This window comes from Spiribacter onubensis (assembly GCF_040838425.1).
In the GTDB taxonomy this organism is placed as follows: domain Bacteria; phylum Pseudomonadota; class Gammaproteobacteria; order Nitrococcales; family Nitrococcaceae; genus Spiribacter; species Spiribacter onubensis.
On record NZ_JBAKFI010000005.1, the window covers coordinates 76,299 to 98,830 of the forward strand.

Annotated in this window: 23 protein-coding genes; 19 read left to right on the forward strand and 4 right to left on the reverse strand. The window is 67.3% G+C overall.

Features of this window, described 5'->3' with window-relative positions; all coding sequences use genetic code 11:
- The first annotated feature begins 76 nt into the window (after positions 1 to 76).
- From ccoN to V6X63_RS09470, 11 genes are read left to right on the forward strand one after another with little or no spacing between them, the layout of a single operon-like run.
- Positions 77 to 1,498 (forward strand): cytochrome-c oxidase, cbb3-type subunit I, encoded by a 1,422-nt coding sequence (gene ccoN, locus V6X63_RS09420; RefSeq protein ID WP_367967958.1) that lies wholly within the window; start codon positions 77 to 79, stop codon positions 1,496 to 1,498.
- Between the two features lie 11 nt (positions 1,499 to 1,509).
- Positions 1,510 to 2,121, forward strand: a complete 612-nt coding sequence (ccoO, locus tag V6X63_RS09425; protein ID WP_367967959.1) for a cytochrome-c oxidase, cbb3-type subunit II — start codon at positions 1,510 to 1,512, stop codon at positions 2,119 to 2,121.
- Positions 2,114 to 2,308, forward strand: a complete 195-nt coding sequence (locus V6X63_RS09430) for a cbb3-type cytochrome oxidase subunit 3 (RefSeq protein WP_367967961.1) — start codon at positions 2,114 to 2,116, stop codon at positions 2,306 to 2,308. The genes ccoO and V6X63_RS09430 overlap by 8 nt, the downstream gene beginning before the upstream one ends.
- Entirely contained in the window at positions 2,305 to 3,225 is a 921-nt protein-coding gene (ccoP, locus tag V6X63_RS09435; protein ID WP_367978731.1) for a cytochrome-c oxidase, cbb3-type subunit III, read from the forward strand. Before V6X63_RS09430 ends, ccoP begins: the two co-directional genes overlap by 4 nt.
- On the forward strand, positions 3,206 to 3,544 hold the full coding sequence (locus tag V6X63_RS09440; RefSeq protein ID WP_367967965.1) for a hypothetical protein: 339 nt from the start codon (positions 3,206 to 3,208) through the stop codon (positions 3,542 to 3,544). The genes ccoP and V6X63_RS09440 overlap by 20 nt, the downstream gene beginning before the upstream one ends.
- The gene (gene ccoG, locus V6X63_RS09445; RefSeq protein ID WP_367967966.1) at positions 3,541 to 4,953 is read left to right on the forward strand and encodes a cytochrome c oxidase accessory protein CcoG; all 1,413 of its coding nucleotides are present in this window, start codon (positions 3,541 to 3,543) and stop codon (positions 4,951 to 4,953) included. Before V6X63_RS09440 ends, ccoG begins: the two co-directional genes overlap by 4 nt.
- A gap of 23 nt (positions 4,954 to 4,976) precedes the next feature.
- Positions 4,977 to 5,486: a FixH family protein gene (locus tag V6X63_RS09450; RefSeq protein WP_367967967.1), complete on the forward strand. Its 510-nt coding sequence runs from the start codon at positions 4,977 to 4,979 to the stop codon at positions 5,484 to 5,486.
- Entirely contained in the window at positions 5,483 to 7,930 is a 2,448-nt protein-coding gene (locus V6X63_RS09455) for a heavy metal translocating P-type ATPase (RefSeq protein ID WP_367978732.1), read from the forward strand. Before V6X63_RS09450 ends, V6X63_RS09455 begins: the two co-directional genes overlap by 4 nt.
- Positions 7,927 to 8,157, forward strand: a complete 231-nt coding sequence (ccoS, locus tag V6X63_RS09460) for a cbb3-type cytochrome oxidase assembly protein CcoS (RefSeq protein WP_367967970.1) — start codon at positions 7,927 to 7,929, stop codon at positions 8,155 to 8,157. The genes V6X63_RS09455 and ccoS overlap by 4 nt, the downstream gene beginning before the upstream one ends.
- A 2-nt stretch (positions 8,158 to 8,159) precedes the next feature.
- The gene (locus tag V6X63_RS09465) at positions 8,160 to 8,846 is read left to right on the forward strand and encodes a sulfite exporter TauE/SafE family protein (protein ID WP_367967971.1); all 687 of its coding nucleotides are present in this window, start codon (positions 8,160 to 8,162) and stop codon (positions 8,844 to 8,846) included.
- Between the two features lie 27 nt (positions 8,847 to 8,873).
- The gene (locus tag V6X63_RS09470) at positions 8,874 to 10,289 is read left to right on the forward strand and encodes an FAD-binding oxidoreductase (RefSeq protein ID WP_367967972.1); all 1,416 of its coding nucleotides are present in this window, start codon (positions 8,874 to 8,876) and stop codon (positions 10,287 to 10,289) included.
- A gap of 3 nt (positions 10,290 to 10,292) precedes the next feature.
- Here the strand turns inward: V6X63_RS09470 and V6X63_RS09475 are convergent, their stop codons facing one another.
- From V6X63_RS09475 to V6X63_RS09485, 3 genes are read right to left on the reverse strand one after another with little or no spacing between them, the layout of a single operon-like run.
- Positions 10,293 to 10,529: a hypothetical protein gene (locus V6X63_RS09475; RefSeq protein ID WP_367967973.1), complete on the reverse strand. Its 237-nt coding sequence runs from the start codon at positions 10,527 to 10,529 to the stop codon at positions 10,293 to 10,295.
- Positions 10,526 to 11,020 carry an MOSC domain-containing protein gene (locus V6X63_RS09480; RefSeq protein ID WP_367978733.1) on the reverse strand — a complete coding sequence of 165 codons (495 nt, stop codon included), beginning with the start codon at positions 11,018 to 11,020 and terminating at the stop codon, positions 10,526 to 10,528. Before V6X63_RS09480 ends, V6X63_RS09475 begins: the two co-directional genes overlap by 4 nt.
- A 7-nt stretch (positions 11,021 to 11,027) precedes the next feature.
- Positions 11,028 to 11,930 (reverse strand): methylenetetrahydrofolate reductase, encoded by a 903-nt coding sequence (locus tag V6X63_RS09485; RefSeq protein ID WP_367978734.1) that lies wholly within the window; start codon positions 11,928 to 11,930, stop codon positions 11,028 to 11,030.
- Positions 11,931 to 12,067: 137 nt separating this feature from the next.
- On the opposite strand from V6X63_RS09485, the gene V6X63_RS09490 reads away from it, so the two are divergent.
- The 5 genes from V6X63_RS09490 to dinB are packed head-to-tail and all read left to right on the forward strand — an operon-like array spanning position 12,068 to position 17,638.
- A complete protein-coding gene (locus tag V6X63_RS09490) occupies positions 12,068 to 12,649 on the forward strand; it encodes a YajG family lipoprotein (RefSeq protein ID WP_367978735.1) in 582 nt (193 codons plus the stop codon).
- A 10-nt stretch (positions 12,650 to 12,659) separates the two neighbouring features.
- Entirely contained in the window at positions 12,660 to 13,433 is a 774-nt protein-coding gene (gene otsB, locus V6X63_RS09495; protein ID WP_367967980.1) for a trehalose-phosphatase, read from the forward strand.
- The gene (locus tag V6X63_RS09500) at positions 13,391 to 15,202 is read left to right on the forward strand and encodes a glycoside hydrolase family 15 protein (RefSeq protein WP_367978736.1); all 1,812 of its coding nucleotides are present in this window, start codon (positions 13,391 to 13,393) and stop codon (positions 15,200 to 15,202) included. Before otsB ends, V6X63_RS09500 begins: the two co-directional genes overlap by 43 nt.
- Complete coding sequence (locus V6X63_RS09505; RefSeq protein WP_367967982.1) at positions 15,199 to 16,575, forward strand: alpha,alpha-trehalose-phosphate synthase (UDP-forming); 1,377 nt, start codon at positions 15,199 to 15,201, stop codon at positions 16,573 to 16,575. Before V6X63_RS09500 ends, V6X63_RS09505 begins: the two co-directional genes overlap by 4 nt.
- Positions 16,576 to 16,594: 19 nt before the next feature.
- Positions 16,595 to 17,638, forward strand: a complete 1,044-nt coding sequence (gene dinB / locus V6X63_RS09510) for a DNA polymerase IV (protein WP_367978737.1) — start codon at positions 16,595 to 16,597, stop codon at positions 17,636 to 17,638.
- 8 nt (positions 17,639 to 17,646) lie between these two features.
- Here dinB and choX read toward each other — a convergent pair whose 3' ends face one another.
- Entirely contained in the window at positions 17,647 to 18,597 is a 951-nt protein-coding gene (gene choX, locus V6X63_RS09515) for a choline ABC transporter substrate-binding protein (RefSeq protein WP_367978738.1), read from the reverse strand.
- Between the two features lie 115 nt (positions 18,598 to 18,712).
- Here choX and betI point away from each other — a divergent pair, with 115 nt between their 5' ends.
- Genes betI through betA form a run of 3 tightly spaced genes read left to right on the forward strand, consistent with a single transcriptional unit; the run spans position 18,713 to position 22,442 of the window.
- Positions 18,713 to 19,321, forward strand: coding sequence for a transcriptional regulator BetI (betI, locus tag V6X63_RS09520; RefSeq protein ID WP_367978739.1), 609 nt, complete (start codon positions 18,713 to 18,715; stop codon positions 19,319 to 19,321).
- Positions 19,305 to 20,768: a betaine-aldehyde dehydrogenase gene (gene betB / locus V6X63_RS09525; RefSeq protein ID WP_367978740.1), complete on the forward strand. Its 1,464-nt coding sequence runs from the start codon at positions 19,305 to 19,307 to the stop codon at positions 20,766 to 20,768. The genes betI and betB overlap by 17 nt, the downstream gene beginning before the upstream one ends.
- A gap of 12 nt (positions 20,769 to 20,780) precedes the next feature.
- Positions 20,781 to 22,442 (forward strand): choline dehydrogenase, encoded by a 1,662-nt coding sequence (betA, locus tag V6X63_RS09530; protein WP_367967990.1) that lies wholly within the window; start codon positions 20,781 to 20,783, stop codon positions 22,440 to 22,442.
- Positions 22,443 to 22,532 lie beyond the last annotated feature (90 nt).

Here is a 22,532-nt window from a genome sequence, read left to right on the forward strand (position 1 = left end):
TTGATCTGGATCAACGCGCCCGGGAAGCGCTCGTTGGAAACTTGACCGCCATCACAATTCCAACGCTGGATCCATCATGCAAACACCCGCTGCGTACAATGATCGCGTAGTGCGCCAGTTCACCATCATGACGGTGGTCTGGGGCATCGTCGGCATGCTCGTGGGCGTGATCATCGCCGCTCAGCTGCTCTGGCCCGCTCTCAACTTCGACATTCCCTGGCTGACTTACAGCCGGCTGCGACCGCTGCATACCAATGCGGTGATCTTTGCCTTCGGCGGCTCGGCGCTGTTCGCCACCTCCTACTATGTCGTGCAGCGGACCTGCGGTGTCCGCCTGATGGGCGATCGGCTCGCCGCCTTCACCTTCTGGGGCTGGCAGGTCGTCATCGTCGGGGCGATCTTCACGCTGCCGTTCGGCTACACGCAGAGCAAGGAATACGCCGAGCTGATCTGGCCGCTGGATGTCCTGATCACCATCGTCTGGGTGGCCTATGCGGTGTCCTTCTTCGGCACCATCCTGCGCCGCCGGACCAAGCACATCTATGTCGCGAACTGGTTCTACGGCGCCTTCATCGTCGCCGTGGCCATGCTGCATATCGTCAACAGCCTGGCCATCCCCACCTCGCTCACCCAGTCCTATCCGGTCTATGCCGGCGCCGTGGACGCCATGGTGCAGTGGTGGTACGGCCACAACGCCGTGGGCTTCTTCCTGACCGCCGGCTTCCTGGGGATGATGTACTACTTCGTCCCGAAGCAGGCCGGCCGGCCGATCTACTCCTACCGCCTGTCGGTGGTGCATTTCTGGGCGCTGATCTCGATTTACATGTGGGCCGGCCCCCATCATCTGCACTGGACGGCGCTGCCGGAATGGACCCAGTCGGTGGGCATGGTGTTTTCACTCATCCTGCTCGCGCCGTCCTGGGGCGGCATGATCAACGGCATCATGACGCTGTCCGGGGCCTGGCATAAGCTCCGGGACGATCCGATCATCCGCTTCCTCGTCGTGAGCCTGTCGTTCTACGGCATGTCCACCTTCGAGGGCCCCATGATGGCGATCCGGACGGTCAACGCCCTGTCGCACTACACCGACTGGACCATCGGCCACGTCCACTCCGGCGCGCTGGGCTGGGTGGCCTTCATCACCATCGGTTCGGTCTACATGCTGGTGCCGCGGCTGTTCAACCGCGAGCAGATGTACAGCGTGCCGCTGATCAACGTCCACTTCTGGGTCTCCACCATCGGGGTCGTGCTCTACATCGCCTCGATGTGGATCGCCGGCGTCATGCAGGGGCTCATGTGGCGGGCGGTCAACGATGACGGCACGCTGACCTACAGCTTCATCGAGTCTCTTTCCGCGACCTATCCGTATTACGCGGTGCGACTGCTCGGCGGCCTGCTGTTCTTCGCCGGCATGCTGATCATGGCCTACAACGTCTGGCGCACGATACGCCCCGTTGAGGCCAGCAGTCCGGCGACCGCCCCCGCGGCCAGCGCCTGAGGAGAATCGACATGTCGCATGAAGTCGTCGAGAAGAATGCCGGGCTGATGGCCGTGCTGATCTTCATCGTGATCAGCATCGGGGGATTGGTCGAGATCGTCCCGCTGTTTTTCTCGCAGCAGACCACCAAGCCGTCACCCGGCGTGGAACCCCTGCCCGCCATCGAGTTCGCCGGCCGGGACATCTATGTGGCCAACGGCTGCTACAACTGCCACTCGCAGCAGATCCGGCCTTTCCGGGCCGAGACCGAGCGCTATGGCGATTATTCCAAGGCCGGCGAGTTCGTCTACGACCGGCCATTCCAGTGGGGGTCCAAGCGCACCGGCCCGGACCTGGCCCGGGTGGGCGGTCGTTACACCGACGACTGGCATTACGTGCACCTGATCAACCCGCGTGACGTGGTGCCGCAGTCGAACATGCCGGGCTATCCCTGGTTCGCCGAGCGCACGGTCGATGGCGAGCAGGTGGCGAAGAGCATGGCGGCCCAGCGTGATTACCTCGGTGTGCCCTACAGCGACGAGGACATCGCCGCGGCCCGTGAGCTGGAGGGCGTGACCGAGATGGAGGCCATCATCGCCTATCTGCAAGGGCTCGGCGTGAACGGAGGAACGAGCGATGGTTAGCGGAATTTTCACCGTGGTCCTGCTTGTGACCTTTCTGGGGATCGTCGCCTGGGCCTTCAGCCGCAAGCGCCGCCAGTCATTCGACGAGGCCGCCCAGCTGCCGCTGGAGAATGACGAGCCGCTCCCGCCGAAGAACGATGACAACGAGCGCCGCGATGGAGACGGCGACGAAGGGGGTCGGTCATGAGCCTGTTCTGGAGCGTTTTCATCATCATCTTCGTGCTGGCCAATATCTTTGCCTGCTGGTGGCTGATCCGATGGACGGCCAAGCCACGCAAGGGCGAGGCGGAGGCCCATGAGACCACCGGCCATGTCTGGGACGAGGATCTTCGCGAGTACAACAACCCCATGCCGCGCTGGTGGCTCTGGCTGTTCTACATCACCATCGTGTTCAGCCTCATCTACCTGGTGCTCTACCCGGGGCTGGGCAATTTCCAGGGCCTGCTTGGCTGGAGCCAGTACAAGCAGTACGACGAGGAGGTCGCTGAGGCCGAGGCACGCTTCGCGCCGCTTTACGCGAGCTATGCCGAGATACCCATCCCGGAACTGGCCGAGAACGGCGAGGCCATGGCCACCGCCGGGCGGCTGTTCGCCAACAACTGCGCCACCTGCCATGGCTCGGACGGGCGTGGCGCACGGGGATACCCGAACCTCGCGGATCTGGACTGGCAGTGGGGCGGTGCGCCGGCGGACATCCGCCACACCCTGGTCAACGGCCGACAGGCCGTGATGCCCGCCTTCAGCGCGAGCCTGGATGAGAGCGCCATTGAGGCGACGGCGGCCTATGTCTACAGCCTCAACGGTCGCGAGGCACCAGAGCGGCTGATCAGCGAGGGCCGCAAGCAGTATCAGACGCTCTGCGTGGCCTGCCACGGTGTCGAGGGCAAGGGGAATCCCATGCTGGGCGCGCCCAACCTGACCGATGACACCTGGCTCTATGGCGGATCGCTGGAGACCATCGAGCAGACCCTGATCAACGGCCGCAATGGTCAGATGCCGGCCTTCGCCGAAACGCTGGGCGAGGACCGCATTCATCTGGTCGCCGCCTACGTCTACCGCCTGTCGGGCGGTGAGGAGGCCCGGGATGCGATCGCAGCCCGCTGATCCCGTCGAAGGGACACCGAAGCCGCAACCGTCGGTGGCGCATCCGGCCAGACGACCCTATCCGCCACGCCGTGCCTGGCTGGTCGGCGCGTGCCTCTGGCCGGCCTTCCTGTCCGCCGGCCTCGCGACGATGATCTTTTTCTCGGGCATCGATCCCGAGACCCTGCGCCTGCAGACACTGCCGGACTGGGAGATCAGCCGCACCGCCGGCTACAGCATCGGCTTCCTGATGTTCTGGGCCGTGGCCGGTTTCTCCAGCGCGGTCAGCGTGCTGCTGGCCCGCGCCCCCTGCCGCGACACCGGAAAGGGATCATCATGAGTGCCCGGCCCCACAAGGCCGATCCCGGGGAGGCCAGTGCCCCGGATTCGATGTATGCCGCCCACGAGAAGATCCATCCGCGGGAGATCAAGGGCCGCTACCAGACCGTGCGCAAGATCATGGTGTTCCTGCTGCTGGGTCTTTTCTATGTGCTGCCCTGGGTGCGCATCGGTGGTGAGCCGGCGGTGCTGTTCGACCTGCCGGCCCGCCAGTTCCATATCCTCGGCCTCACCTTCTGGCCACAGGATTTCTTCTACCTGACGCTGCTGCTCGTCATCTGCGCGCTGGCGCTTTTCTTCGTCACCTCGCTGGCCGGCCGGGTATGGTGCGGTTATGCCTGCCCGCAGACGGTCTGGACCGAGGTCTTCCTCTGGATGGAGCACTGGACCGAGGGCAAGCGGGCCAAGCGGATGAAACTCGACCGCAGCCCCTGGAACGTCGAGAAGATCCTGCGCAAGGGTAGCAAGCAGGTGCTCTGGATCGTCTTCTCGCTGTGGACCGGGTTCACCTTTGTGGGCTTTTTCAGCCCCATCGACGATCTGCTGATGCGCGCCGCCTCGTTCCAGCTCGGCCCCTGGGAGACCTTCTGGAGCCTGTTCTATGGTTTCGCGACCTATTTCAACGCCGGCTTCATGCGCGAACAGGTCTGCCTGTACATGTGCCCCTACGCCCGTTTCCAGGGCGCGATGTTCGATCGCGAGACCCTCATCATCTCCTACGACGAGGAACGCGGCGAACCCCGCGGCGGGCGCAAACGGGGCGTCGATCCGCGGGAAAAGGGCCTGGGCGACTGCATCGACTGCAATCTCTGCGTTCAGGTCTGCCCCACCGGAATCGACATCCGCGACGGACTCCAGTACGAGTGCATCGCCTGCGGGGCCTGTATCGACGCCTGTGACAGCGTGATGGACAAGATGGACTATCCCCGGGGCCTGGTGCGCTACACCACCGAGAACGCCCTGGAGGGCAGGCCCAGCCGGGTGATCCGGCCACGCACCATCATCTACACGGTGCTGCTGCTGGCCCTGGTCACCGCCGGCGCCACCGGGCTGGCGATGCGCGAGCCGGTAAGGCTGGATATCCTCACCGATCGCAACACCCTGTACCGCGAGACGGGTGACGGCCTCATCGAGAACAGCTACAGCTTCAAGCTGACGAACATGAGCGGCGAACCCCACACCTACGGTTTCAGCGTCGAGGGGCCGGCCGGCGTGCGCATCGAGACGCAACCCCGCGAGGTGCGGCTTGCCGCTGGCGAGACCCGCACCATCCCGGCACGGATCCAGCTCGATCCCGACGCCACGGACAAGATCGGTGGGGTGGACGTGACCGTCACCGTGGAGAGCCTGGATGGCACCGACATCACCGGCTCCGAGACCACACGCTTCCGTACACCGGTAGGCCGCTAGGCGTACACCCGAGGTAAAGCGACATGCAGACGACCGTCGACAACACGCCCTGGTACCGGCAGTTCTGGGCCTGGTTCGTCATCGTCCCGCCACTGACGGCGGTGGTGGCGGGGATCAGTACGGTGGTGATCGCCAACCGCCATGCCGACAATCTGGTGACCGGTGATTTCGAGAAGGTCGGCCTGGGCTACCAGAGCACCAGCAAGGCCCGCGCCGAGGCCGCCCGGCTGGGGCTGAGTGCCGAGATCAGCCTGCCCCGGGCCGATGGTACGGTCCGTCTATGGCTGGGCGGGGCCCACGATTACCCTCAGCAGCTGGACGTCAGGCTGGCCCACGCCACTCAGGGTGACCGGGATCAGCGCATCCGGCTGGTGCGCGTCGATGGACAGCGCTATGAGGGGCGGCTGCCTCAGGCGATCGACCAGCGGCATTACCTGATCATCACGGATCCGGCCGAGGTCTGGCGGCTTGAGGGTCGTATCGGCGCGGGTGCCACCGAGGCCCGGCTCGGCGCCGGTGCCGGTGCACCTTGACCGGCTGCTATCACTGCGGAGAGCCCCTCCCCCCGGGTGATCCGCCGACGGTCACCATCAACGGCGAGACCCACTCGGTCTGCTGTACGGGCTGTGCGGCGGTCGCCAGCCTGATCGCCGGTGCCGGCCTGGAGGATTTCTACCAGTACCGCACCGCGAGTGCGCCCCGCCCCGATCCACAACCCGATGACTGGAACGCCTGGGACAGCGATACCGCCCAGCGTGAACTGGTGCGAACGCGCCGCGATGGCAGTCGCGAGGTGGTGCTTCTCATCGAGGGGCTGCGTTGCTCGGCCTGCGGCTGGCTGATTGAACATCTGCTCGGCCGCCTCCCCGGTGTGGTGGGGATCAGCGTCAACCCGGCATCCGCCCGCGCGGTGCTGATCTGGGACCCGGAGACGACGGCGCTTTCGGTCCTGCTGCGTGAGCTCGACCGCATTGGCTACCACCCGCACCCCCTCACCCCGGGAGAGCGCGATTCCGCCGCCCTGCGCGAGCAGCGCGCCGCTGTCCGACGGCTCGCCGTGGCGGGTCTGGGCATGATGCAGGTCATGATGTACGCGGTCGGGCTCTACGCCGGTGCGATCCAGGCCGACATGGATCCGGCGCTCGAGACCCTGCTGCGCTGGGTGAGTGCGCTGGTTGCCACCCCCGTGGCGCTCTATGCCGGCTATCCATTCTTCCAGGGCGCACTGCGCGATCTGCGTGCCCGGCGTCCGGGCATGGACGTGCCGGTTGCCCTGGCGGTTGGCGGTGCCTATACCGCGAGTGTCTGGCATGTGTTCACCGGCACCGGGGAGGTCTACTTCGATTCGGTGACCATGTTCGTGTTCTTCCTCACCATTGCTCGTTTCCTTGAGCTGATGGCCAGGCAGCGCGCCGGCCGCGCGAGTACCGCCCTGGGCCGTCTGCTGCCGGCCACGGCACTGCGGCTCGGCGCCGACGGCGAGGAACGGGTCGCGCTGGCCGCACTGGAACCCGGTGATCATCTGCGCGTGCGTCCCGGCGAGGCCATCCCGGCGGACGGCCGGATCCTGAGTGGGCGCAGTCATGTCGACGAATCACTCCTCACCGGCGAGTCGGTCCCGCAGCCGCGTTCCGCGGGCGATGAAGTGGTCGGGGGCAGCACCAACACCAGCGGCGCGCTGGATATCGAGGTCACGCGGACCGGCGGCGATACGGTAGTGGCCTCGGTGATGCGCCTTCTGGAGCGCGCCCAGGCCGAGCGGCCTCCGGTGGCGCGGCTGGCCGACCGGATCGCCCGGGTGTTCGTCACCGCCCTGCTGATCGCCGCGGCGGTCACCGGCGCGGTATGGCTGCAGATCGCGCCGGAGCGCGCCTTCGAGATCACCCTGGCCGTTCTGGTGGTGACCTGCCCCTGTGCCTTGTCACTGGCAACGCCGGCGGCGCTGGTCAGCGCGACCTCGCGACTCGCCCGGGAAGGCCTGCTGGTGGCCAGGGCGGACGCCATCGAGCGGCTGGCCACCGTCGAGCAGGTGGTCTTCGACAAGACGGGCACCCTGACACTGGGACGGATCTCGCTGGGCGAGCGGGACACGCTGGGCGAGCTCTCCGGGTCGGATTGTCTGGCCATTGCCGCCGCCATGGAGGCCGAGGCCGGCCATCCCCTGGCGCGGGCCTTTGACGGAATGCGGCGCGACCCCTCGGTGGAGGCCATCGAAAGCCATCCCGGCCAGGGTGTCGAGGCCAGGCGCATCGACGGACGACTGCGGCTCGGCCGCCCCGACTGGGTTGCCGCGCTCAGCGGTGCGACGGTGCCGCGGCGCCGCAGCGAATCCGGCACGGAAATACTGCTGGGAGATACCGAGGGCCTGCTCGGCCGGTTCGTTCTCACCGACCGGATCCGGCCCGATGCTGAAGCGGCAGTGGCGGCGCTGAGACAGGCCGGGATCCGGATCAGCATCGCCAGCGGCGATGCCGAACCCGCAGTGGCCGCGGTGGCCGAGCAGCTGGGCATCGCGGAATGGCGCTCGGGGCTGACGCCGTCAGACAAACTGGATTGGCTCACGCAACAGCGCCAGCGCGGCGCCACTGCCATGGTGGGTGACGGCGTCAATGACGCCCCGGTGCTGGCCGGCGCCGACCTGGCCGTCGCCCTCGGCAGCGGTGCCGCCATCGCCCACGGCAGTGCCGATCTGCTCCTCGCCGGCGAGCGCCTCACCGCGCTGGCACCGGGCATTGACCTGGCCCGGCGGACCCGTCGGGTGATCCGCGAGAATCTGAGCTGGGCGGCGGGCTATAACGCCTTCGCCCTTCCGCTTGCCGCCATGGGTCAGATTCCGCCGTGGGCCGCGGCCATCGGCATGTCGGCGAGTTCGGTTCTGGTGGTCCTCAACGCCCTGCGCCTGACCCGGGGCGGCCGGCCTCGAGGCGCTCCGGCGCCGGCCGGTTCGCTGAACACCGCCGGCGAGGCGGCCCCATGAATATCCTCTTCATCCTCATCCCGCTGGGCGTGATGCTGCTGGGCGTCGCCGTCGCCGCGTTCATCTGGGCCATTGGCAACGGCCAGTACGATGATCTGGACAGCCCGGCCTGGCGCATTCTGCTGGACGACGACCGCCGCCCGCCCGACCAGACCGACAGGGCGGGCGACGCGCCGCCAGCGGACCCGGACAACCCCTCGAGAAAAGACGGAGAACCCGAGCAGTGAACATGGGTGGCACGGATCCAACACTGATCGCCGGTCTGGTCGCCGGCCTGGCCGGCAGCAGCCATTGCATCGGCATGTGTGGCGGCATTGCCGCCGCCCTCGGCAGCACGGCCGCCCCCGGTGGCCGCGGTGTCGCCTGCGTGCTCGGCTACAACCTCGGTCGGGTGGCGAGCTATGCCATCATCGGCGGCATTGCCGGCCTGCTGGGCGCCGGCATTGGTCAGGGTCTCGGCCCGGCCGCGCCGCTATTACGGCTGTTCGCCGCGGTCCTGGTGATCCTGGTGGGGATCCAGCTGACGCTCAATCGCAATCTGCTGGCTCCGCTGGAGCGGGTCGGACTGCGCCTCTGGCAACACATCGCGCCACTTGCCCAGCGCTGCATGCCGGTCCATAACCCAGCGATGGCCTTCGCCCTCGGCGGACTCTGGGGCTGGCTGCCCTGCGGACTGGTCTACGCCATGGCGCTCACCGCCGCCGGCGTCGGTTCCGCCGGTGGCGGCGCCGCTTTCATGATCGCCTTCGGCATAGGCACCATCCCCGCCATGGCCCTGGTCGGTGTAGCCGGCGGCCGACTCTCGCGGTTCTTCCAGCATCAGGGCTTCCGCCGCGTGGCCGGCGTGGCGGTACTGGCCCTGGGCATCTGGACCGCGGTCTTCCCAGTGCGCGCCCTCCTGCGCATGTGGCTGTGACGCGGCGGGGATGAGAGCATTGAGGGTATGGACTTTCTCGACGCACTGAGGCAACAGCTGGGCCCGGATGCGATCATTCCGCCCGGCGAGCCCATGGCTTCGTACCTCACGGAGCGGCGCGGGCTTTTCGCCGATCGCCCGGTCCTCGCGGTGGTGCGCCCCGCGGACAGTGCCGGCGTAGCCGCTGCGGTTCGAAGCAGCGCGGAGCACGGCATTGCCGTGATCCCGCAGGGCGGTAATACCGGCCTCTGCGGCGGAGCCGCGGCGGGCACCGGTGACAGGGCCATCATCCTGTCGCTGGAACGCCTCAACCGGATCCGGGCCGTGGATGCAGACAACTTCAGCGTCACCGCCGAAGCCGGATGCCGGCTGAGTGCCGTCCAGGCGGCCGCCGCCGCAGTGGACAGACTCTTCCCGCTGAGTTACGCGGCCGAGGGCGAGTGCCAGATCGGCGGCAACCTGGCCACCAACGCCGGGGGCATGAATGTGCTGCGCTATGGCAACGCCCGCGACCTGACCCTGGGCCTTGAGGTGGTCCTGGCCGACGGGCGCATCTGGAACGGTCTGCGCGCCCTGCGCAAGGACAACAGTGGGTACGACCTGAAGGACCTGTTCATCGGCGCGGAGGGTACCCTCGGCATCATCACCGCCGCGACCCTCAAGCTCTTTCCAGCGGTCCGCGAGCGGGCCACCGCCATTGTCGGCCTCGAGAGCGCCGAGTCGGCGGTCGCGCTGTTCGGCATGCTACGGGCCGAGAGCGGCGACAGTGTCACCAGCTGCGAACTCATGGGCCGGCAACCGCTCGCCTTCGCGATCGACTATGCCGACGGCTGTGCTGAACCGCTGCCCGCCAGATACCCCTGGTACCTGCTCATCGAGCTGACCAGTAGCGCCCGGGAAGCCGGGCTGGGGCGCCGGCTGGAGCGGGCACTGTCTGCTGCCCCGGCGGGGACCGGAGACTACCGGATCGCCGATGACGCTGATGAGGCGGCGGCATTCTGGCGCCTGCGCAACGGCATTCCCGCCGCCCAGAAGGGTGCCGGCGCCAGCATCAAGAACGATATCTCGGTACCGGTGGCGGACATGCCGGCCTTCATGGATGCCGCCGCCAGGATCGTCCGGGCCGCCTGCCCGGGTGTCCGGGTCTGCGCCTTCGGTCACATCGGCGATGGCAATATCCATTTCAACCTGACCCGGCCCGAGACGATGACCGACGCGGACTTCCTCGCCGAATGGGACCCGCTCACGGCAAAGGTCCACGACACGGTCATGGCGTACAACGGGTCGTTCGCCGCGGAGCACGGGGTGGGTCAGCTCAAGCCCGGCGAGGTATCGCGGCTCAAGGACCCGGTGGAGCAGGATCTGATGCGGCGACTGAAATCGGCGCTGGATCCGACCAACCACCTCAACCCCAACAAGGTGGTGCCGCCGGCCGGGGACTAAGGCTCAGGCGCCGGACTGGCGGCGGCGGAACAGCCGCGCGGCATAGAAGCTGCCGATCGCCGGGGCGAAGGTAAGCGCCGTCGTCAGCCAGATCACGGCGTTGCCCGGGTCGAGCAGGACGCCGATCGCGGCCGGCCCGATTTTCATCCAGAGCGCGCCGACACCAATCAGCACGATATTCAGGGCCACGGCCAGAAACACCCAGCCCAGCCGGCGGAAGAAACGCGGGAGATCACTCATGCTGATGCATCCTCCAGCTCGGCGGCGACGGCATCGCCCAGGGCAATCCGCCCGGGGTCGACGACCCGCGCCGTAATGCCGCCATGGCCACGCATGGCATTGTATCCGCCCGGCCCGAGCGATTCCTCCATGAACGAGCAGGGATCGCAGACGCCGGTTCCCTCGAGCAGCACCTCTCCGACCCGGAAGCGCTCGCCGCGCAGGGCATACAGGTTGATGCCACTGACCAGCAGATTGCGGCGCATGACCGCCGGATCCAGCCCGGCCCGCCCCAGCAGGGCCGCCACCGCCGGCAGATGCTCGGCCTGGATGAGCGTCACCGCCCGCTTGCCGCTGCGGCCGGCATAGCGATCGCCCACCAGTCCGGTCGCGTTCAGCTCGGCCTGATCCGGCGTCTCCAGTGCCGCGCGACGTGCCGGTCGCAGGCCGATCCACTCCAGACGGCCGGCGCGTGGATACTGGCTCATGAGCATTCTGAGCGTGGTCGTCATGCCGGCATCATACCGCGCGCTGATCGGCGCCGTGCAGTGCAGCCAGGTCAGCGGCCAGATCAATGGTGGTCTCGGCGGCGATCGGACCGATCGGGGCGAGATTGACACCCAGACGCGGCTCCGCCCGGCCATGAGCGCGCTGATGCCCGATGATTTCGGTCCAGGCCCGACGGATCTGGGCCAGCGATCGTTCCGGTACGGCATCATCGATGGCGGTAAGCCACTGCTCCAGCGCATCGGAGAGGCTGACGCCCAGCCAGAGCAGGAATCGCAGGTTGCGTACCGATCTGATCGGGCAGAAAGCGAGCAGGATTTCCGCGGGCGCACCGCCCTCCCCGGCCAGCGCATCCAGCATCCCCGTGAACCCCTCGGGTTCATAGAGGATCTGGGTGGTGAAGAAATCCGCGCCAGCTCCGACCTTGGCGGCCACTCGCCGCGCCTCGTCCTCACGGGAGGGGATGCAGATGTTGCCGATCCGCAGCGCCGGTATCCCGGCACGGTCGCGCATGAGCCGGTTGGCCTCAGGAACTGACGGCCCCGGATAACGCGCCGAGTGGCGACCGCCGCCCACCAGCACGAACTGCCGGATGCCGCAGGTCTCCCACGTCTCGCGTGCCCAGTCGATCAACGCCTGATCGCTGTCATGATGGACGACGACATGGTTGATCATGCACTCCAGGCCGAGCCGCTCATGGATGATCCGGGCGAGATCGCGCGGCGCCATGCGCGGTGCGAAGGGTTTGCGCCGCTCACCCTTGCTGCTGCGGGATGGCTCCTCATGGATTTCGGGGATATTGACGGCATCCAGCGGCGTACCCGCCTGGACGGCCGCCACCTTTTCCACCACGGCATCCACCGCCGCCTCTCCCTTGTGCAGCTCCGGCGGAACGGCCTCCAGAACGGTTTTCACGGTTGTCTTTCCCTGATCAAAGCGACTCGCAAACGGTTCGGCAGTCTCCGGCGCCCCCTTACCGCCGTCAAGTGCCGATGCGCCCGCCGAGGGTCCGGGGATGTTAATCTTCTGCCATTCCAATCGAGGACTGAACCATGAAAAGACTCCAGCAGATCCTGTTGCTGACCGGACTGACGTTTCTACTCGCCGCCTGCAGCCAGGGAACGCAGAACCTGCGACTGGCACCGCAACCGGCGGAGACCGGTGAGGTCACCGGTGGCGGCCTGCCGGTCTCCCTGCAGGTGGTGGACATGCGCACCGACCGCGACCTCGGCATGCTCGAGAATCCCGATGGCAGCATCGTGCGCCTGCTGCCTGCTGATGACGTCAACTACGCCATCCAGCTGGCCGCCGCCGAGACACTGCGTGACTACGGCTTCGAGCCCGCTCTGTGGGACGGACAGGCGGAGCCGCGGCTGGAGATCCGCATTCAGGTGCTGATCCACGACGTCACCGCCGGCGTGCCCTACAAGCTCGATACGGAAATCGCCCTGCAGGGCGTCGCCTGGATGAACGGCGAGCGGTTCACGGGCCGGGCGCAGACCACACTGACGCGGCAGCGGGCGCTGCCACCGGGCGAGAAGGCCAACGCCGAGGCCATCGATACGGCCATCACCCGAGCGCTTGGTCAGCTCCTCAACGAGGAGATGGCCAACTTCCTGGCCGGGCGCGGCTGACCGGGGTGGCATGAGCGGAACGAGCGCGGCAAGCATGCGGGGCCTGCCGACCCCCGATGTCGGTTGGGCCCTCTTCCTCGATTTCGACGGCACCCTGGTGGAGATCGCCGAGCATCCGGATGCCGTCACGGTACCGGATGCCCTGCCGGGCCTGCTGACGGCGCTGGTCGAGCGGCTGAGTGGTGCGGTGGCGATCGTCTCCGGCCGTGATCTGGCCGGCCTCGACGCCCTGCTCGACGGCGCATTGCCCGCCATGGCGGGTATCCATGGCCTGGAGCGCCGTGATGGTCAGGGCCGGCTCTATCGGCCTGTGGATCACAGCGAACGCTTCAGCGAGGTGCGGGCCGCGCTGCGCCATTTCGTCGAGACGCATCCGGGCACTTCCATGGAGGACAAGGGCAACGCGCTGACCCTGCACTACCGAGGCGCGCCAGCAGTGGCCGAAGAGGCCGCCGCGGTGATGCACAGACACTGTGAAGCCCTCGGCGACGAGTTCCGGGTCCAGCCCGGCAAACGGGTTCTCGAGCTGCGCCCCTCCAGCCATCACAAAGGCACCGTCGTCCAGGCCTTCATGGCCGAGCCACCGTTCCGGGGACGCACACCGGTGTTCATCGGCGATGACGTGACCGATGAAGACGCTTTTCGGGCCGTCAACGATCTGGGCGGCCATTCCATACGCGTCGGCACCGACCGCCCGACGGCGGCGCAATACGAGATCGAGTCTGTCAACGAGGCATTACAATGGCTGACCGGCCTGGCGAGGCGACTGACACCCCCGAGCTGAACCTGGAACTGGGCGTGATCGGCAATTGCCAGATCGCGGCACTGATCGATGCGGGCGGGGCGCTGGTCTGGTCCTGCCTGCCCCGCTTCGACGCCCAACCGGCCTTCTCCCGGCTGGTGGACACCGAAGACCGGGGCCATTTCAGCATTGAACTGATCGACCACTGCGACACGCGCCAGTACTACCGGCACAATACCGCGATCCTCTGCACGGAGCTCAGCGACCTGCATGGCGCGGTGCTCCGGATTACCGACTTCTGCCCGCGCTTTCGACAGTATGGCCGCTACTACCGGCCGGTCATGATGATCCGCCGCCTCGAGGTGCTGCGTGGCAATCCGGTCATCCGCACCCGACTGCGGCCCACCAGCGGCTGGGATGGCCAGCAGCCGGCCACCACCCGCGGCAGCAACCACGTCCGTTTCATCCGCGAGGAGCAGGTGCTGCGGGTGACCACCGATGCACCGCTGACCCATGTCCTGGAGGAAACGCCGTTCGTCGTGGATGGCACGATGACCTTCGTGCTGGGTCCGGATGAGAGCGTCAAGGAATCCGTCGATGCCATGGGCCGGCGCTTTCTCGAGAATACCGAGACCCACTGGCGGGAGTGGGCGCGCTCCCTGGCGATTCCCTTCGAATGGCAGCGTGAGGTGATCCGGGCGGCGATCACCCTCAAGCTCTCCGCATACGAAGACACCGGCGCGGTAATCGCGGCCTTCACCACCTCCATCCCGGAAGCCGCCGACAGCGGGCGCAACTGGGACTACCGCTACTGCTGGCTGCGGGATGCGTATTTCACCGTCCACGCCCTCAATCGGCTGGGCGCGACGCGCACCATGGAAGGTTTCCTGCGATACATCATCAACCTGGTGGCGGCGAGCGGCGATCATCGTCTGCAGCCGCTCTACGGCATCGGCGGCGAGCGCCGCATTGACGAGACCCGGGCCGATGCCTTCAACGGCTACCGCGGCATGGGGCCGGTGCGGGTGGGGAACGCCGCCTATCACCAGGATCAGCACGATGTCTACGGTACCGTGGTGCTGGCCGCCACCCAGGCGTTCTTTGACGAGCGCCTCGAGCGGCCGGGCGACAAGGCGCTCTACCATCGGCTCTGCGCACTGGGCGAAGAAGCCGCGCGGCTCTATGACCAGCCGGATGCCGGGATCTGGGAGTATCGAGGCCGGGCGCGGGTCCACACCTACTCGGCGATGATGTGCTGGGCGGCCTGCGACCGACTGCGGCGCATCGCCGAGCGGCTCGGCCTGGATGCCGATGCGGCACGCTGGCAGGGCGAGGCCGACCGCATGCACGAAACCATCTGTCGAGAGGCCTGGTGCGAGCGACATGGCGCCTTCGCGGAGACCTTCGGCGGTGACACGCTGGATGCGAGCCTGCTGTTGATGCATGAACTCGGCTTCATCGCCCCCGACGACCCGCGCTTCATTGGCACCGTCGAGGCCATCGAGGATCAGCTGCGTCGCGGCGACCACCTGTTCCGCTATGCCGCCGAGGATGACTTCGGTCTGCCGGAGAACGCCTTCAACATCTGCACCTTCTGGTTCATCGACGCGCTGCAGGCCATCGGCCGCGGCGAGGAGGCGCGGCGGCTTTTCTGCAATATGCTCGGACACCGCACGAAACTCGGGCTGCTGTCCGAGGATCTGAATACGGAGAACGGTGAACTGTGGGGTAATTTCCCGCAGACCTACAGCATGGTCGGGCTGATCCACTCGGCCATGCGGCTGAGCCGCAGCTGGGAGGAGAGCCTTTGAGCCGGCTGGTGGTGGCCTCCAATCGGGTCCCGACCCCCAGGGCGGGACAGCCCCAGGCGGGCGGCCTGGCCGTGGCGCTATCCGATGCGCTGACCCGGCGTGGCGGGCTCTGGTTCGGCTGGAACGGGCAACTGAGCGCCGGTCCGGTGACGCGCCCGCGCGTGGTCCGGCACGAGGGCATCGACTACGCCACCCTGCCCCTGGCCAAGGAAGACTACGATGACTTCTACCTCGGCTATGCCAATGCCGTGATCTGGCCGGTGTTCCACTTCAACCTGGGCGCCATGGACTACCAGCGTCGCTACTCCGAGAGCTACGCCCGGGTCAACGCGCTGTTCGCCGATGCGCTGGCCCCGCTGCTCGAGCATGACGATATTCTCTGGATCCATGACTACCACCTCATGCCACTCGCCCGGGAGTTGCGCGACCGGGGCGTGCGCAACCGCATCGGCTTTTTCCTGCATATCCCGTTCCCGGATTACGACGTCCTGCGGGCGATGCCGGGCCATCGCCGGCTGCTCGAGGATCTGTGCCGGTTCGATCTGCTGGGCTTCCAGACCGAGAACGACCGGCACGCCTTCGAGGAGTCGGCCAGCCGCGCCATCGGCGCGCTGGTGTTCTCGCCGGGCCATCTCCGCCACCGGAGCCGGCATTTCCGCACCGGCGTCTACCCGGTGGGCGTGGCGGTGGACGAGCTGGCGGGCCTCAGTCGCCGCACCATGACGACGCCAAGGGTGCGCCGGCTGCTGGACGGCCTCGGTGAGCGCGACCTGATGATCGGTGTCGACCGGCTGGACTACTCCAAGGGCCTGGAACAGCGCTTCCGGGCCTTCGAGACACTGCTCGACGACTACCCGCACCGACGCGGTCATACCGTGCTGATGCAGATCGCCAGCCCCTCGCGGGGAGACATCGCCGAATATGCCGAGCTGCGACAGCGCCTCGAGGGGTTGAGCGGGCATATCAACGGAACCTATGCCGATCTGGACTGGGCCCCCATCCACTATCTGAACAAGACCTTCGCCCGGGGCTCCATCGTGGGGCTCTACCGGGCCGCGCGGGTGGGCCTGGTGACGCCGCTGCGCGACGGCATGAACCTGGTGGCGAAGGAATTCGTCGCCAGCCAGGATCCCGACAACCCGGGCGTACTGGTGCTCTCCGAGCTGGCCGGCGCGGCGGCCGAGCTCACCGACGCCGTACTGGTCAATCCCTACGACATCGACGCCATCGCCGATGGTCTCAATCAGGCCCTGGCCATGCCGCTGCCCGAGCGACGTCGGCGCCACCATCGAATGATGGCCACGCTGCGGGACCGGGATATCGGGGCGTGGGAGCAGCGCTTCCTGGACGATCTCGGCGCAGCCCCCGGCTGAGGTCGTCGTCGGCACCGCCATGCGGATCATCATGCATGTCGACATGGACGCATTCTTCGCGTCCGTGGAACTCAAGCGACGTCCCGATCTGGCCGGTCGTCCGGTCATCGTCGGCGGGCGGGGCGACCCCACCCGGCGCGGCGTTGTCTCCACCGCGACCTATGAAGCGCGGGTCTTCGGCATTCACTCCGGCATGCCGCTGCGCACGGCAGCCAGGCTCTGTCCCGATGCGGTCTTCCTGCCGGTGGATTTCGCCGCCTACCGCGAGGCCTCCGCTCAGGTCTTCGAGCACCTGGCGGCGGTGACTGGACGACTGCAGCCCGTGGGGCTGGACGAGGCCTATCTGGATATCAGTGATCGGCGCGAGGATGCGCTGGACATCGGCCGACGGCTGAAGGCCGACATCCTCGCCGCGACCGACCTGGTGGCCTCGGTGGGGATCGGTCCGAATCGGCTGCTGGCCAAGATCGCCTCCGATCTGGAAAAGCCCGACGGGCTGACATGGCTTCGAATGGCCGATGTCGCCGATCGCGTCTGGCCGCTGCCGGTGCGCACCCTGCATGGCGTGGGACCGCGGACCGGTGAGCGCCTCGCGATGCTCGGCGTGGAGACGGTGGGCGACCTGGCGGCCCTGCCGGCGGATCGACTGCAGGGGGCATTCAGCGAACGCCATGCCCGGTCACTGCAGCGGGCCGCCCATGGCGAGGATGACCGCCCCGTGCAGACCGAGCGGGTGCGCAAGTCCATCGGCCGCGAACGCACCTTCCAGCAGGACTGCCGCAGCAGCGGTCGACTGGCCTACGAAGCCCGCCAGATGCTGGACGGAGTCCATGCCAGGCTCACGGAACGCGGCCTCGCCGCCCGGACGGTGACCGTCAAGCTCCGCTACCGCGACTTCACCACCCATACACGCTCCCGGAGCCTTCCGGCGCCCACGGATCGCATCGCGACCCTGGCCGACGCCGTACAGGAATGCCTGTTCGCGCACCGGCTGCACCGCGCCGTGCGCCTGCTCGGCGTACAGCTCTCGGGGCTGGCCCCGACCGCCGCGGCCGGGGCCTGAGGCGGAGCTCAGAGCCCCAGGTCGTTGCGCACCGCCGTCAGTGCATCACCGTCGCCATCCGCCATGGTCACCCCGTCGAGCCAGCGCGACAGCAGGGCCGGCTGCTCCTCGATCAGCGCCTGACCGGCCTCGAGCGGAGTCATGTCGTCGTTGATGACGTAACCCCCAGCCTGGCTCTGTTCCTCGACGCTGTAGGCATACTGATCGAGCAGGCGGCCGACGTTGGTGCAGCGCTCGGTATAGCCCTCGGTGGCGACGGTGTAGACCGTGGCGCCGCCCTGGTTGGGGCCGAAATAGTCATCGCCGCCGGTGAGGTAACGCATGTCGATGTTGATGTTCATCGGGTGCGGCGCCCAGCCCAGGAACACCACCCAGTCCTCGCGGGGGACCGAGCGCTGGACCTGCGTGAGCATGCCGGCCTCGGAGGATTCCATGAGTTCCCAGTCGTCGAGGCTGAAGGCGCCATCGTCAATCATCGCCTGAATCGCGGCGTTGCCGTCATTGCCGGCCTCGATTCCGTAGATGCGGCTGTCGAACTCGTCGCTGTACTCATCCAGGTTGGCAAAGTCGCGCACGCCCGCCTGCCAGACATACTCCGGCACCGCCAGCGTGTACTTGGCCCCCTCCAGATTGGCCGTGACCCGCTCGATCTCGTCATCATCGAGATAGGGCCGGATCATGCTCTCCTGCGTGGGCAGCCAGAGGCCGAGGAAGAGATCCCGCTGGCCTTCGGCCACCGACTGGAAGGCGATCGGCACCGAGGCGGTGGTGAGCTCGGTCTCGTAGCCCATGGTATCGAGCAGGTACTGCATGACTTCGGACTTGATGGTCACGCCGGTCCAGTTGACGTTGGCGAGGCCCACCGACTGGCAGCTCTCGGGCTCGCTCGCCATGGCGGTCATGCCGGTGAGCGAGAGGAGGGCCGCGCCAGCGGCCGTGCTCATAGTGCGGATGTTCATGCATCCTCCAAAGGTTGCTTACACAATGCTGTGCAGAATCACCTCAGCATGATTTTGATTGAGCAGTCAATTAATAAAAACTAGACTGGGCCTCACCAGATCGGGAGACAGGGCCATGCCAAAGAAAGGAATGGAGGCCATCCGACAGCGCCAGCTCATCGAGGCAACGCTGCAGGTCATCCACGACCAGGGCCTGCAGGCCACGACCCTGAGCCGGGTCGGCCAGCGCGCCGGCATCTCGCCCGGGCTGGTGGCCCATTATTTCGGCGACAAGGGCCACCTGCTCGCGGCCACCTACCTCCACCTGGTGCGCTCGCTCGAGGAGGAATACCGCAAGGCCCGTCGGGGTACCGCGCCGGGTCTGCCCCGGGTCCGGGCCATCATCGACGCCAACTTCGCCGCCAGTCAGTCCGATGAGGTCACGGTCAGCAGCTGGCTGTCGTTCTATGCCCAGGTCAACCACGTCCCGGCCCTCGCCCGCATCCAGCGGGTGGTCACACGGCGCCTGCGCAGCAACCTGACCCACGCCTTATCGACCCTGATGCCCCGGGGCAATGCCCTGCATGTCGCCGAGGGGCTGGGCGTGATGATCGACGGGCTCTGGCTCCGCGCGAGCCTGCGCACGGGGGGGCTCGATGTGGATGCCGCGCGGGCGATGGCCCATGACTACCTGGACTCGCAACTGCAGATGCTGACCGGAGGCCGCTATGACCAATCCGCCTGAGCGCCTGCTGTGGATCGACAACACCGAAGTCGACAGCAGCACGCGGCAGCGATTCAGCACCGTCAATCCGGCCACCGGCGAGACACTCGCCCGGGTGGCCGAGGCCGAGGCCGCGGATGTCGACCGGGCGGTCCGCAGCGCCCGGGCGGCACAGCCGGGCTGGGCGGCACTGTCGGGCGTGGAGCGGGGCCGCCTCCTTGCCCGGGCCGCCACCGCGGTGCGCGGTCACCGCGACGAGCTGGCCCGTCTGGAATGCCTGGACGGCGGCAAGCCCATCGCCGAGACGCCTGAGGCCGACGTGGATTCCGCGGCGGACTGCCTGGAATACTTCGCCGGACAGGCGGCGTCGCTGCAGGGCGAGTACCAGGAGGTGGCCGGCGGCTTTTTCTACACCCGGCCGGAGCCGCTGGGCGTCTGCGGCGGGATCGGCGCCTGGAATTACCCACTCCAGATCGCCGCGTGGAAGGCGGCGCCGGCGCTGGCCGCCGGCAATACCATGGTTTTCAAGCCCGCCGAGCTGACACCCCTGTCGGGACTGCGGCTGGCGGAGATTTTCGCCGAAGCGGGGTTGCCCGCGGGGGTCTTCAACGTGATCCAGGGCGCGGCGGAGACCGGACAGGCCCTGACCGGACACCCGGACGTGGACAAGATCTCGCTCACCGGCGAGGTGGGCACCGGCAAGGCCGTGATGCGGGCCGCCGCGGACAGCCTCAAGGCCGTGACCATGGAGCTCGGTGGCAAGTCGCCGCTCATCGTCTTCGACGACGCCTCGCTGGAGGATGCCGTCTCCGGCGCCCTGCTCGGGAATTTCTACACCCAGGGCGAGATCTGCACCAACGGCACCCGGGTCTACGTCCATGAGCACATCATGGATGCATTCATCGAACGGGTGATCGACCGCACCCGCCGGCTGCGCATGGGGGATCCGGCCGATCCCGCCACCGACGTGGGGGCGCTCATCTCCGCGGCCCATCGCGACCGCGTGCTCGATTTCATCGCCCGTGGCGAGGCTGAGGGGGCCGAGCGGTTGATTGGTGGCGAACCCGTGTCGGTGCCGGGCTGCGACGGCGGGACGTTCATCTCGCCGGCGGTTTTCCGGGTGGCCGATGAGCGCTGCGTGATCGCCCGCGAGGAGATCTTCGGGCCGGTGATGAGCATCCTGTCATTCGCCGACGAAGCCGATGTCATCGCCCGCGCCAACAATACGCCCTACGGGCTTGCCGGGGGGGTCTTCACCACCGACCTGCAGCGGGCACACCGGGTGGCGGCGGCCTTGAAGGCGGGGGTGGTATGGATCAACCATTACAACCTGACTCCCATCGAAATGCCCTTCGGCGGGGTCGGCCAGTCAGGGATCGGCCGCGAGAACAGCCGCCGGGCGCTGGATCACTACACCCAGCTGAAAAGCGTGTTCGTCGCCAGCGGCGGCGTTGATGCCCCCTATTGAACGGACGCCGCCATGACCCGCGAGAGCTTTGACTACATCATCATCGGTGCCGGTTCGGCCGGCGCCGTGCTCGCCAACCGCCTGACCGAGGACCCGGACTGTCGCGTGCTGCTCCTGGAGGCCGGCCCCATGGACTACAGCCTCTGGATCCACATGCCCTCGGCGTTCGACAAGCCCATGGGCAGTCGCCGCTACAACTGGGGCTATGCGACCGACCCCGAACCCTTCATGGACAACCGCCGCATGGACTGTCCTCGGGGTCATGTCCTGGGTGGATCATCGTCGATCAACGGCATGGCCTATGTCCGCGGCAATGCTCTGGACTACGAGGGCTGGGCGGAGGATTTCGGCCTCGAGGACTGGCGCTATGCCGACGTCCTGCCCTACTTCCGCCGCGCCGAGGACTTCGACCAGGGGGCGAATGCCTACCATGGGAGCGGAGGGCCCCTCCACGTCACCACGGGGGCGATGCGCAACCCGTTGTATCGGGCCTTCGTGGAAGCGGGGATGGCCGCGGGCTACCCGGAGACCGAGGATATGAACGGCTACCAGCAGGAGGGGTTCGGGCCGATGTTCATGACCACGCGGGACGGCATCCGCTGGTCAACGGCCAATGCCTACCTCCGGCCTGTCATGCGCCGTGCCAATCTGACCATCCGCACCCGGGCGCTCACCGAGACGCTGACCTTCGAGACCGACCGCGCCAGTGGCGTGCGCTATCGGCATCGCGGCCGCGTTCAGCAGGCGCAGGCCGAGCGGGAGGTCCTGCTCTGTGCCGGGGCGATCAACTCGCCGCAGATCCTCATGCGATCCGGTGTGGGGCCCGCGGATCAGCTGCGCGGACATGGCATTGATGTGCGCCATGACCTGCCGGGTGTGGGCGGGAACCTGCAGGATCACCTCGAGGTGTATGTCCAGTATGCCTGTCGCGAACCGATCACCCTGTTCAGTGCCCTCAAGCCCTGGAACCAGGCGCGCATCGGGCTGCAGTGGCTGACCACCCGGCGCGGGCTCGGCGCCAGCAATCACTTCGAGTCCGGCGGGTTCATCCGCAGTGAGGCGGGTGTGCGCTATCCCAACCTGCAGTACCACTTCATGCCCATCGCGGTGACCTACGACGGCAGCGTGTCGGCCGACTGCCATGGCTTCCAGGCCCATGTCGGCCCGATGCGTCCGGAAAGCCGGGGCCGCGTCAGCCTGGGTGGCAGCGATCCCGAAGACGCACCGCGGATTGTCTTCAACTACATGGGCACCGAGCGTGATCGACGGGAGATGCGCGATGCCGTGCGCCTTACCCGCGAGGTGATCGAGCAGGCGCCCATGGACCGCTTCCGTGACCGCCCCCTGTCACCCGATGTCAACGTACAGAGTGACGCCGAGATCGATGCCTGGGTCCGGATACATGGCGAGAGTGCCTATCATCCCAGCGGCACCTGCCGCATGGGCCGGCCGGACGACGCCGAGACCGTGGTGGATGGCCAGGGACGGGTCCGCGGCATCGCGGGGCTGCGCGTGGTGGATGCCTCGATCATGCCGCGGATCACCACCGGCAATCTCAACGCACCGACCATCATGATGGCCGAGAAGCTCGCCGATGCCATTCGCGGCGCGACGCCGGCGCGTGACCCCCAGCCCTGGTACGAGGCGGTCGACTGGCAGGAACGGCAACGCTAGGCCGGCACTGCCCATGCTTTTCAGACAAGGCGGGTAGTCCAGCGGGTCACAAGTCTGAAGCCTTCCTGCGTTACAATGTTGCTCTGCAAC